This is a genomic window from Nostoc sp., assembly GCF_036917555.1.
Classification (GTDB): Bacteria; Cyanobacteriota; Cyanobacteriia; order Cyanobacteriales; family Nostocaceae; genus Nostoc.
This window is the reverse complement of the sequence record NZ_JBALDD010000064.1, coordinates 97,469-110,826: the sequence shown is the minus strand read 5'-3', so window position 1 is coordinate 110,826 and position 13,358 is coordinate 97,469. Positions and strand designations below refer to the sequence as shown.

Genomic DNA, 13,358 nt, shown 5'->3' with positions numbered 1-13,358 from the left:
ACTGTACCGCTAGTAAAGTAATTTGGCGTTTTACTACTGAAGACGCTCGTGTCAAACTTAAACATCTTTATCCAATTTTTGAACCCGATCAAACAAGTGATTCTAATGCAATATTTTAGTCTTGCCACGCCAGTAGAGTGTGTTAGGCATCAGCCGTAACGCACCATGATTGAAGGCCACAGTGCGTTACGCCTCATAGGGAAACCCCCAGACGCTCGTTGCGCGGCATGGTCTCCCTTGGGAGAAGACTCAGCTTGCGCTATGCGCAGTATGGTCTTCCCTTCTCCCATAGGAAGAGGCTAGCGTCAAGGGAGAAAACCGCGCTGCTTCACCAAAATCTAAAATTTAAAATCCAAAATAGGATAACAAATGAACAAGCGCATCTTGATTATTGATGATGAAGAAGATATCCGAGAAACCACTTAGATATGTTTAGAGATAACTAATGAATGGGAAGTGCTGACAGCTGGTTCTGGTAGAGAAGGTTTGCTCAAAGCTGCTTGTGAACATCCAGATGTGATTCTCTTAGATGTCATGATGCCAGATATGGATGGCTTGACGACGTTGGAGAATCTGCAAGCAAATCCGGAAACCCAGAATATTCCCGTGATTTTATTAACAGCAAAAGCATAGGCTGCTGAACAGCGTCAGTTTACTCAATTAAAAGTGGTGGCAGTAATTACTAAGCCTTACGACCCCCTTTACTCTGTCTGAACAAGTGGTGCAGGCGTTAATATAGCAATCCTATAGTCAACTTAACGCGAAACGGGCGGTTAGAAACCGCGTCTACACAAACAAAACCCACTGACCTGGGTTTCAAAACCTTGATTTTACGTTAGTCCGCGCAGGTGGACGAAAGCCTGTATAGCCGCGAATTCCATTTGCCAAGGCTTAAGTTGACACCTATGAGCATTCCTGTGCCCCTACAACATGGTCTATTTACGATCGCAGGATAATTAAGAAAAGCTTGAAATAACCTATGCATCGTTAATTCACATCACGATGCATTTGTATAGTGCGTAAGTCCTATCCTATTTGATTTGTGAGAATTGCAACCTCAAGATCCCCGACTTCGTAAAAGTTGTCGGGGATCTTGTCTCTCATGAATGTGTAACTATTTTTCTTTTTCTTTATCATTCTTCATTAGTTTTTCATATTTTTTGCCTACCCTATGAGAAGAAGCTGGCAATCGCAAGCTAGAAGGTAAATATTAATAGTGAAAACCCGACGCATCTTACTGATTGAGAAGAAAAATGCTATTCGGGAAGTGACTCAGCTTTGCTTGGAAACAGTAGAAGGCTGGGAGGTACTGACAGTTGAATCGGGACATGAAGTGATCGTTAAAACAAAGACGCAAAAAGTTGATGTTATCCTTGTCGATCTGGATACTTTTGCCTCCGGTAGAGACTTATCGACAATTTTGCACCAACTACAGAACAACCCCGTCACCCAGGATATACCTGTAATTTTGTTAACGACTAGAGTATTGTCTAAGGAACAATTTACCAAATTGGGGGTAAGAACTGCGATCGCTAAACCTTTCGATTTAATAACTTTAGCTAGCCAAGTTTCAGCAGTGCTGGGCTGGAACCAATAATCAACAACAGTTGAAGAAGAATGTGTGGGGACATTTTGCTGATTTTCTCACCTTCAAGGGCGGTCTGAATCCTGTGACAGGCGGCTTGTGGTTAACAGATGTAGCACACCATCATTTAGCGATCGCAGTGCTATTCATCTTTGCTGGTCACATGTACCGCACTAATTGGGGTATCGGTCACAGTATTAAAGAAATGCTGGATGATGCCAGAACTCCAAACATGCTGCCATTCTTGAGCTTTATTGGGTCTGTTGGTCACAAAGGTCTGTTTGAAGTTCTGAGAACTTCCTGGCACGCTCAACTATCAATCAATCTGGCAATGTTGGGTTCTCTGAGCATTATCATTGCTCATCATATGTACTTGATGCCGCCCTATCCCTATCAGGCAACTGATTATGCTACACAGGTATCTCTATTCACTCACCATGTCTGGATTGGAGGCTTCCTGATTGTTGGCGCAGCAGCCCACGCAGCGATTTTTATGGTGCGGGACTACGACCCAGAAAAAAATCTAAACAACGTGCTGGATCGGGTACTATGCCATTAAAACTATGGCGACTAAATTCCCCAAATTTAGCCAAGGCCTTGCACAAGATCCAACGACACGACGCGTTTGGTATGCGATCGCCACAGCTCACGATTTTGAAAGTCAAGATGGTATGACGGAAGAAAATCTTTATCAAAGGATTTTTTCCTCTCACTTTGGTCATCTGGCAATTATCTTTCTGTGGGCGTCGGGAATTTTGTTCCACGTTGCTTAGCAAGGTAACTTTGAAATATGGATTAAAGACCCCATACATATCTGTCCCATCGCCCATGCGATTTGGGATGCCCAATTTGGACCAAGGGCAATTGAAGCTTACACCCAAGCAGAAGCGCATAACCCAGTAGATATTTGCTACTCCGGTGTTTATCACTGGTGGTACACCATCGGGTTGCGGACGAATAATGAACTTTATACTGGGGCTATTTTCCTAGTTTTGCTGGCAGCTGTATTTTTGTTTGCAGGCGCGTTGCATTTAAAGCCCAGATTCCGTCCTGGCTTGGTTCAAGAGTGCAGAACCTCGCCTCAATTACCACTTAGCGGGTTTGTTTGGTATGAGTTCCTTGGCTTGGGCTGGTCACTTAATACACGTTGCTATTCCAGAATCCCGTGGTATTCATGTAGGTTGGGATAATTTCTTGTCTACCCCACCGCACCCAAGTGGCTTGCTACCGTTCTTTACTGGGAACTGGGGGGCATACGCGCAAAATCCCGATACGCCAGCCCATATATTTAATAGTTCTCAAGGGGCAGGAACAGCAATTCTCACCTTTTTAGGTGGTTTCAATCCGCAGACTTCCTCTTTGTGGTTGACGGATATGGCGATCACCATTGGTAATCTATCCACTCCTATCAATGATTCTCCCTTAGTTAGGGCTTTCATTAATAATCTGCCAGCCTACCGTCAAAGGTTAACACCTTTCATGCGAGGATTATAAATTGGCATGTCTCATAGTTATTTACTAGTTGAACCAGAGGTTGTGGTTGGCCCTCTGCGAGAATCGGCACATGGAACCAATCTCAGTGGATTAATTACCTCTATATATATAGCGGTATCAGCTTGTTTAAGTATTTCAATTTTTGCAATCACTACTTTCCAAGGAAACCCTAGAGGAGCTTATAATTCATATTCTAAAGACCAGCTTAGACCACTAAGAACTCGTGAAGAATGGAGTCAATTGAATGGTGGAATTTTTTTTGGTGCAATGGGTGGCGCGATATTTGCCTACTTTTTACTAGAAAATTTTGATTCTTTAGATGCCATCTTGCGAGGTGCGGTTAATGCTAGTTAATCAAGCTTGTCTTTGGAATTTTGAAAACACCTAGAGGGTGGCTTACATAAATTTTTCAACTTTGAATTCATGAGGAGAATACATGATGGTAGATATAACACAATTAACAGGTGATTATGCCGCTTCATGGCTACCCTGGATAATGATTCCCTTAGTATTCTATATCTTGCCTTTTCCAGTGTTTGCTTTAGTATTTATCTGGATTCAAAAAGAAGGTTCTCAAGATGAAGTATGATCCTTCTAATGAATTCATAACACACCTACTTTTAAAGAATAGGATGATGCTTCTTCGACGCGCGTTAACGCGTACTTTGCTACAGCAAAATTCAACCGCAGAATCATAAGTTATAACTGGGTTACAAACGCTTATCACAAGTTCGGAAGTTGATAAGTAAATCAGCAGTTTTGTTGACTGCTGATTATTTTTTATAAAAAATATTATTTTCCTATTTATACTGACTTATTTTTTGTCTAATTTGTCAATAAGGAAGTCCTACTTTTAATCATCAATTAGGTTACTAAGGCACTAAGTAATTGCCACAACCATTGTCTCATCCACGGTGTAGATGAGACAATGGCAGCAAAATCACAGCCATGAAAACTACTAAATATTGGCGATTATACGGAATTACGGAAGCGATGCCTGCGGTAAATGCTCGCCTACGCGCCTTTTAACCTCCTTCTATTCTCAGCGCTTCTGTAGTTTATTGCCTCAAAAGACGGCAAACACCACTCGGACGTTACGGTTCACCCTAATTACTGAAAGTATTAATTCTTTTACATTAGACAGAGTGAAGACAAATTAATCCATGAACCAACTAAAAACACAATTTAGTTAGTTTAACCGTCCCAAGCAAGGTTCGGGAAACCACCCTTCATGGACTGGCTACCACTAAGCTTCAGTATATATATCAGCATAGTCTGGAGTTTTAACCCCAGGAAAGCCAAATCAAAGGTATTCATGCTGAACTGGCTGATTTCTTGACCCTGTTAGTTCAAAATTTAGTGCTTTATATTCTCATTCATTCATTTGTAGTTATACGGAGCCAGCACCTAAAATGGCAAAAGTAGTTGGAATTGACTTAGGAACAACGAACTCCTGCGTGGCAGTGATGGAAGGTGGTAAACCCACAGTAATTGCTAATGCTGAAGGTTTTCGGACAACGCCATCAGTAGTCGCATTTGCGAAAAATGGCGACAACTTGGTTGGGCAAATCGCTAAACGCCAAGCGGTGATGAACCCCGAAAATACGTTTTACTCGGTCAAACGCTTTATCGGTCGCCGCTACGATGAAGTGGGTAACGAAGCTACGGAAGTTTCTTACAAAGTTCTCAGCAGCAACGGCAATGTCAAATTAGATTGTCCAATAGCTGGTAAACCGTTTGCTCCTGAAGAAATTTCTGCAAAAGTTCTTCGCAAACTAGTTGAAGATGCCAGCAAATACCTGGGTGAAACCGTAACCCAAGCTGTAATCACCGTTCCTGCATACTTCAACGACTCCCAACGGCAAGCGACAAAAGACGCTGGTAAAATTGCCGGGATTGAAGTTCTGCGGATTATCAACGAGCCTACTGCTGCTTCTCTGGCTTATGGATTTGACAAGAAGAGTAACGAAACCATCTTAGTATTTGACCTTGGTGGTGGTACCTTCGACGTATCCGTGCTGGAAGTAGGAGATGGAGTCTTTGAAGTACTAGCCACATCTGGTGATACCCACCTTGGTGGTGACGACTTCGATAAAAAAATAGTTGACTTCTTAGCTGAGAAGTTCAAGAAAGCCGAAGGTATTGACCTGCGGAAAGACAAACAAGCTTTACAACGTCTGACGGAAGCCGCAGAAAAAGCCAAAATTGAGCTTTCTAGCGTCACCCAAGCAGAAATCAACCTACCATTTATCACCGCTACCCAGGATGGACCCAAACACCTGGATACAACGCTAACTCGCGCTCAGTTTGAAGAACTTTGTTCTGACTTAATCGACCGTTGTCGTATTCCTGTGGAAAACGCCCTCCGAGATGCCAAGTTAAACAAAGGCGATATTGATGAAGTGGTGTTAGTTGGTGGTTCTACGCGGATTCCTGCAGTTCACCAGATTGTGAAGCAGGTATTGGGTAAGGACCCCAACCAAAGCGTTAACCCTGATGAAGTTGTAGCAGTTGGTGCAGCCATTCAAGCCGGAGTACTGGCTGGTGATGTAACTGGCATCTTGCTGTTAGACGTGACACCCCTATCTTTGGGTGTGGAAACATTGGGCGGCGTGATGACTAAAATTATCCCCCGCAACACCACAATTCCCACCAAGAAATCGGAAGTCTTCTCCACCGCTGTGGATGGACAAACCAACGTAGAAATTCACGTCCTCCAAGGTGAACGCGAATTCTCTAACGATAACAAGAGCTTGGGAACCTTCCGCCTCGATGGTATTCCTCCTGCACCACGTGGCGTCCCTCAAATTGAAGTGGTCTTCGACATTGACGCTAATGGTATCCTTAACGTCACCGCTAAGGACAAAGGTACTGGTAAAGAACAGTCCATCAGCATAACCGGCGCTTCTACCCTGGATAAAAATGACGTTGACCGGATGGTGAAAGAAGCTGAACAGAACGCTTCATCTGACAAAGAGCGGCGTGAGAAGATTGAACGCAAGAACCAAGCCGATTCTTTGGCATACCAAGCTGAAAAGCAGTTACAAGAATTGGGCGATAAAGTTCCCGATGCTGACAAGACTAAAGTCGAAGGTTTAGTGAAAGAAGTGCGGGAAGCAGTTGCTAAAGAAGACGATGAGCAAATCAAGAAGCTCACCCCAGAATTGCAACAAGCGTTATTCGCTGTTGGTAGCAACATCTATCAACAAGCTGGTGCTAGTGCCAGTGCTGGTGCTGGTGCCGGTGCTACATCTGGTGGTGAACCTCAAGATAGTAGCAGTTCCTCTAGTTCTAGTAACGGCGACGATGTGATTGACGCTGATTTTACAGAGAGCAAATAATTTCTCTAGTTCTTTTGGGAAGATTGTTTTGTTCGATGTCATATTACCCACTCAGGCAAATGCCTGAGTGGGGATTTTTTTAAAGAGTTAGGAGTTTTATAAAGTCCGGTTAATCTCTTATGCCATATCCACAAGCACCTTGGATACTTCAAGGTTATGCTATCCAAACTCTGCATTTGGTAAATATTGACCAAGTGCGCCCCTTGATTCCCTTAGAGTTAGAAATTATTTCTGTATGGCCTGGTAAAACCCTTGGTAGCGTGTATCTCTCTAATTACGGGTCAGGCTCAGTACTGGAGTATAGTGAGTTAGTTGTTGTCCCAGCTTTGATTAATTACCAGAGGAAAATCGGCGCTTGGATTTCTCACATTTATGTAGATAATGCTGATTCGGTGGCTGGTGGTCGAGAAATTTGGGGATTACCAAAGGAACTAGCTAAGTTTACCTGGGAACAAGGAAACCATGTTACCGTGTATCAGGAAAACCGGAAATTGTGCAGTCTTAAATATAATCAACAAAGCTTGGCATGGAGACAGCGGTTAAGTGCCTCTAGTTTCAGCACAAAGGGTGCAGATTTGCTGATATTCCCTGCTGAATTGGAGTCTGTGTTGGGTTTGATTGGTTCTAAGTTAGAAATCCCCACCGAAAGTCCTTTTTCTGGCATAGGTTTGGGTCAACCTTGGTTAACTGTGCGTTGTGAGCAGATGAGTTTGCAGGTTAATGCGCCAAAAGTGATAGCTCAATCAATTTTAGATTAAATTAAAGGTGTTTTATTTGACTCAAAATAAAACACCTTGAGCTTTCACTTTTGTTTATAGATGTCGTCACAGAGATAGCGATCGCTCTCTGCTTTTGGGTTATTCTTCAGATAATCATGCGCCTCATCACAACCGCGTTTGAGAAGTTTATTTAAGTCAAAATCCCAAACCAAAACACCATCATAATCACCAGATGCAATACTCTTACCATCTGGGCTAAAACTGACATCACTGCTACCAAAGCGCTCATAAGTTGTCAGTAAAGTACCATCAATACTCCAGAGTTTCACTTTTGTCACACCAGCTGAGGCAATTATCTTGCCATCTGGGCTGAAACTGACTTTGGTAACAGGCTCATCACAATTTAAAGTGGCTGAACTTTTACTATTTTTGCTATCTAGACTCCAAAGTTTTATGGTGTTGTCTTGACTGGCAGAAGCAATGATTTTACCATCGGGGCTGAAACTCACACTTGTTACCTTGTTACCATGCTCTTCAAAAGATTTAATTACTTTGCCATCTGGTTGCCAGACTTTAACGGTTTTGTCATCACTCGCTGAGGCAATTAGCTCACTATCTGGGCTAAAACTGACACTATTGACCTTGTTTTTATGTCCAGTGAAAGTGTAGACCAGAGTACCATCACGCCGCCAAAGTTTCACAGTATTATCGTCACTTGCTGAAGCAATCATCCCACTCTTGGGGCTGATACTCAAACTCTTTATCCAACTTTTATGTCCTGGCAAAGTCTTTAATAGTTGAGCTTCCTTGCCTGATTGTTCAGGAAGCTGCCAGAGTTTTACTACGTCATCACTCCCAAAAATTGCTATTTTATTGCTATTAGGGATAGACTCTATCCTTTCAACGCGATTACTTTGTCCCTTGATAGTTTTTAACAGTTTTACTTTTGTCTTAGCGTTGCCATTAATTCCCCAGAATTGCACTTCATTCTTATTAGTGCGGATAGCTAAGGTTTTACTATCTGAACTAAAACTCAGCGGCGGTTGCTCGTTGCAGAAATTATCATCATCAAACTGCTCAATATTTTTATTTGGAAGACAATCGAAACTTTTGAGGAAAGTACCGTCAATCCGCCACAGTTCTACACTTCCAAAATTTGTTGAGATCACTAAAATTTGACCGTCTGGGCTGAACTTGAAATTTGATGAATATCTATTGCCTAAATTTGCCTTTTGACTTTTTACTTGAATAGTTCTAATTGGTGTGCCATCACGCTTCCAAAGCTTTACCTTGTCCTTGTCTTCAAGAGTAACCAAAGTTTGGTAATCAGGACTAAAAATACTTACATTTTTTTCAAAAGTTGAGAAAAGAGATCCATCACGCTTCCAAAAATATATTTTGTTATTATCATTGGAACCAAGAATTATCTGACTATCAGGCGTAAAATCTAAGGCTTCAATATATCGGTTTTTGTCCTTATTCTGAAGCTTTGCGAGGAAATTACCATCCATACGCCATAATTCTGATATATTCTCCGTCTCATTTTGTACTAGATTATTAATAGCTATTATCTCTCCATCAGAGCTAAATTTTACTGATATTTTCTGATTAGATTTCAAACTCTTAATTAATTTCCCGTCCCTCGTCAGAAATTTTACAGTGTTATCGTTGTCCAAAATAGCCAACGTTTTGCTATTACGACTGAAACCGATATTTTGGATATCACCATTAAGGGTGGTAATAAGTGTTCCATTGCGACGCCAGAGTTTAATAGTTTTATGTTCACTAGCGGTGACAAGAGTTTCTCCATCTGGGCTGAAGTTAATCTGAGATACTTTATTCAGTCTATTAAGAGTATTAATAAGTTTTCCATTGGGACGCCAGAGTTTGATAGTTTTATCTTTACTAGCTGTGGCAAGAGTTTCTCCATTTGGACTGAAGCTAATCTGGTATACCTTATCTTTGTGACCTTGGAGAATTTTAATTAGCTTGCCATCAGTTGAGGATAGTTCTACAGTATTATCATTCCTTACTAAAGCAATTGTTCGTTTATCGGGGCTGAAACTGCCATTAATAAATTGACCCTGGTAACTTTTGATAAAAGTATCATTCTGCTGCCAAAGTTGCAATGTGTTAACCTGACTGGCAGAAACTAATTTATGGGTATCGATACTAAAAATTATTTTTGAATTACTTTCTGGCAAGGTTGTCTTTAGAATGCCATCACGTTGCCACAGTTTTACTTCTTTATTATTAATAGAGGCAACTATCTGACCATTAGGACTGAAACTGACTTCATTCACTTCCTTACCCGAATCAGTTCTATTAAAAGTTTGGAAATTTCTGCTTTCCAGACTCCAGAGTTTTACAGTTTTGTCCTCGCTTCCAGAAGCAAGCATCTTAATATCAGGGCTGAAGCTAACACTAGTGACTGTATTTCTATGTCCTGTAAAATTAAAGTTAACTGTGTTTTTAGTGTCAATCTTTAAAATTGATGCGCTTAGGGTTTCTTGGGATAAATCAGCCTTGTAAATAGTCTGACCATTACGGCTAAAAACTAGACTCTCGCTATTAACAGCCAACGGAAAAACAAACGACTTAAGAAAAAAGCCGTCAAGACGCCTTAGTATAATATCACCGTTATTTTGTATAACAATAGTTTGACCATCGGGGCTAAAATTGACTCTATCACCTGCACGATTCAATGTTTTGAATGCTTTACCATCCATACTCCATAATTTAATCATCTTATCTTCTTCGCTAGCAGAAGCAATTATCTTTTCATCAGGGCTGAAACTGACACTGCTAATGCTCTGCTTATGTCCTGTGAAAATTTTTATTTCTTGTCCATCCAAATTCCAAAGTCTTAAAGTTTTGTCCTTACTTCCAGAAATCACTTTCTGACCATCAGGGCTGAAGCTAAAACTAGTAATCTCGTCTTCATGCCCTTTGAAAGTGGTAATTTCTTTATTTTCTAACCTCCACAATTTAAAAGTTTTATCTTCACTTGCAGTAAGTATGTTTTGACTGTTGGGACTGAAGCAAAGCCTAGTAATCTTCTTTTCGTGGGCTTTAAAATCTTTGATTTTTCTACCATTGCGATTCCAAATTATCACCATGCCATCTGCACTGCCAGAAGCTACCATCTTACCGTCAGGACTAAAACTAACGCTCGTGACAGTATCACTATGTCCTTCTAAACTGTTACGCTCATTTATGGTATAAACTGCATCTTGTAATGCAGTCTTTACCTGCATTTCAGTTTCGGGTTTTACTCCAACTGACCACCACTGTTGCAGTCGTTTACCTGCTTTTATACTTTTGACCAGCGCCTCTAAATCTTGATTCGATTTTAGTAGCCCTTTTGCTTCTGTACTTGTAGATATGAGTTGGCTATTATTTTGACTTATCAACACCACAGGTAAGAATATTGTTAATGCTCCAGCGATTGTTCCTAGTGATACTTTCCAAAGCAATCCGCGACGTGTTTCTAGTAGTTGCTGCTTAAGAACTTCATTCAGCTTTTCTTCTGTTAGCTTTCGTTGCTTTCTCTCGTTTTCCAACTCAGCAATTAATCTAGCTGATTGTTGCTGGCGCACAAATGGCACTAAATAGTCATGTACTAGTTGATAGCGGTCAGCAGGTGATGCTGGTACCCTTAGCACTAACCCTGATTTCACTAATATTTCTAAAACTAAGTCGAGTTTTTCAGTTTTTACATCTAACTCTAATTCCAAATCAGCACGAGTTTTTAAAGGGCGGGTATTCTTTTCATCTGTGAGTAAATATAAAACTAGTTTGGCTATCTGTTCATTATCAGAACCGCAGTCTTGGACAATTTCTTCTAAAAATCGCCCAACAAAGCTTTCTTTAGGACCATGTTGCTGATACTGTTCTAGCTTTGTTATTTTTTCTGTTTGTAATTGCGCTCCTACTACTTGCAATTCAATGGGGCGTACTTCGCCTAAGTCTCTAGCTAAATCCTTCACCAATTCATCAATTAATGGTGCTTCTAAAACTGACTGGCTTTTTTGAGTTAAGTTTTGAATAATTAATTTAGCGTCTTCTAATGAAAAGTTATCCAAATGGTAGAGAATATCTTTATCTAAAATATTGTTACTAATAACATCAAAGTTTGCCAGCCGATTATTGCATTCTAATAAATAATGTAGATAATCTTCGCGTAAAGACAAGATAACCTTTATATAAGGTATATCTAGACAGTCACGTAAAAATTCGTAAAATTTTCGTCTATTGCTTGGATCATTATAAATGAAGAAAAATTCTTCAAATTGATCAAAGATTAAAACTGTCAGTAGGTTATAATCGTCATGTTTTTCTAATTGATTGAGGATAGACTTTTCCCCTGCTGTGTCTTCTCTTAAGGGAGGAGAGTATTCATAGCTTCTGCCTTCATAAGGAATGCGCGGTAAATCAGAAATAGCATCTCGTAAACGGTTGCCTAATTCTATAATCCAATCTGGATAAACTTGCTGTAAAACAGGCAAAACATCACGAACACCAATGGATCTCTGTTTCAATGCCGGGATTAATCCAGCCTGTAAAATTGAACTTTTACCAACACCTGATTGCCCATGAATAATTGTTAGTTTGCGGTCATGTTGACCCATGCGCTCAATGAGACGATTAATATCTTGCTGTCTTCCAGAAGCAGCGATTTCTGTGGCTACTGTTTCTTGTTGTTCAACGGATGCTAAAGCCGGGTTATTTACTGTTTGTTGTGCTTGTAACCTACCTGCACCAATGAAAGCACGGAAACCATATTGCTGTTCAAGCGATCGCTGTTCTTGTTTAAGATGAAATGCAGTTCGATATTCACCTTTTTGAAAGTAGTTTGCTCGTAACTCTGCCAAAATCTGAATATAAAGTTCTGGATCGTATTGAGCTTTGGTTTCTGCTTTGGCAGTTTCTAAAGTTTGCAGTGCTGCTTCTGGTTGATTGAGTGCAGATTGCGATCGCGCTAACGCAAACAAATACCAACCCTGATGATACGACCTTTCCCAATCTAAATCTGCTTTCATCTCCTCTGAGACTGGCGCAGATGTATCTATTTGCACGCTATCCAGCAGAGAAAGCGCTTGTTCGGCTGTTTGCTTTGCCTCATTCCAAGCGGATTTAGCAATTAGCACCTCAGCCAGAAAGCTATAAGCTCTGGCTAGTTTAAACTGATTAGGATAGGTTTGATGCAACACAATTGCTTTGTTAGCAACAACCTCCAACTCTTCCCACTGTTGCAAATCTTGCAGTACAGAACCCAAAGCGTTGATAAATTTAGCTACCAAATCTTGGCGATTAGCTTGCTCAAATACCTCAATACATTCCTGAAAATAATTTTTAGCAAAACCAATAGCACGATCGCGTTTGGGGTGATGTAACACTGCATAGGTACGCCACCAAAGTCCTAGAGAGTAGAGTAAACAGGCGCGTCGTTCTAGGAAGCGGGGTGATGGAGAATCGTTGACAAAAAGTGCTAAACTACGCTCGTAATATTGCCCTGACAATTCCAGTGAACTAGAATTCGCCCGACCTAGCATAAATTCTAAACTCGCTTCCAGTTCTGGATTCAAACTCAAACGACGATTTTGTAAATCATGCCATGCTGACTCCAACTCAACTCGGCGTGGAGAGCCAACTTGTAAATTCAGCGCCGTACTATCGAGATATCTGCCTGCACCAGCCGCTAAAACTTTTTCAAAGACTTCATCAGCAGTTTGCTGGATAAAATCAATTAAATCATTAGTGGCGATCGCAAATTCAACGATAGTACTCCAACTGTGTAAATCTGGTGCTAATCGCATGAGTTTGTGCAGCACGTCATCCGTTACCCACAACACCAACGGGAAGTGAAAGTTTTTTCTAAACTCCTCCCTGACCTGATTCGCACCACTCAGCACTTGTTCTAGCTTGCTGACCGATTCTAAACCAGATACTACCAGCGCCTGGGGATGCTCAGAACCGAGTAAATTTTGGATAGTTTGGAAAAATGTTTTAATCGACTTATCCAAAACTATCTCCCGAATTTTCAAATCGCTCGATGCTTGCAGACTTTGCACCAAACGCCTTCGCAAACTAGCTCCATTACAAAGTGCCAAAATCAGGGAAAATTCTTCTTGAGAAGTAGCGATCGCCCATGCTAATTCTTGTAAAGAATTTTCGTTGTTGATTGCGAGTGGCTGTGGATCGCTCATGACTAGACCT

General features: G+C 41.0%; 6 protein-coding genes and 3 pseudogenes. 8 read left to right on the top strand and 1 reads right to left on the bottom strand.

The genetic code is table 11. The features are described 5' to 3' along the window. Positions 1-456: 456 nt before the first annotated feature. The 8 genes and pseudogenes from V7K60_RS25630 (at position 457) to V7K60_RS25595 (ending at position 7,178) form a co-directional block, all read left to right on the top strand. Positions 457-633: a response regulator gene (locus tag V7K60_RS25630; RefSeq protein ID WP_334929584.1), complete on the top strand. Its 177-nt coding sequence runs from the start codon at positions 457-459 to the stop codon at positions 631-633. Between the two features lie 583 nt (positions 634-1,216). Then, the gene (locus V7K60_RS25625; protein WP_334929582.1) at positions 1,217-1,597 is read left to right on the top strand and encodes a response regulator; all 381 of its coding nucleotides are present in this window, start codon (positions 1,217-1,219) and stop codon (positions 1,595-1,597) included. Between the two features lie 25 nt (positions 1,598-1,622). Next, positions 1,623-2,141 (top strand): annotated as a pseudogene (psaA, locus tag V7K60_RS25620) (photosystem I core protein PsaA); the annotation flags it as partial. A gap of 7 nt (positions 2,142-2,148) precedes the next feature. Continuing rightward, a pseudogene (gene psaB, locus V7K60_RS25615) lies at positions 2,149-2,965 on the top strand (photosystem I core protein PsaB); the annotation flags it as partial. After that, positions 2,960-3,433: pseudogene (locus V7K60_RS25610) on the top strand (photosystem I reaction center subunit XI). The pseudogenes psaB and V7K60_RS25610, both read left to right, overlap by 6 nt. 82 nt (positions 3,434-3,515) lie before the next feature. After that, complete coding sequence (locus tag V7K60_RS25605; protein ID WP_334929580.1) at positions 3,516-3,668, top strand: hypothetical protein; 153 nt, start codon at positions 3,516-3,518, stop codon at positions 3,666-3,668. 823 nt (positions 3,669-4,491) lie between these two features. Continuing rightward, complete coding sequence (gene dnaK, locus V7K60_RS25600) at positions 4,492-6,420, top strand: molecular chaperone DnaK (RefSeq protein ID WP_334929578.1); 1,929 nt, start codon at positions 4,492-4,494, stop codon at positions 6,418-6,420. 119 nt (positions 6,421-6,539) lie between these two features. Then, entirely contained in the window at positions 6,540-7,178 is a 639-nt protein-coding gene (locus V7K60_RS25595) for an acetoacetate decarboxylase family protein (protein WP_334929576.1), read from the top strand. Positions 7,179-7,222: 44 nt separating this feature from the next. Here V7K60_RS25595 and V7K60_RS25590 read toward each other — a convergent pair whose 3' ends face one another. Then, the gene (locus V7K60_RS25590) at positions 7,223-13,348 is read right to left on the bottom strand and encodes an nSTAND1 domain-containing NTPase (protein ID WP_334929574.1); all 6,126 of its coding nucleotides are present in this window, start codon (positions 13,346-13,348) and stop codon (positions 7,223-7,225) included. Positions 13,349-13,358: the final 10 nt, after the last annotated feature.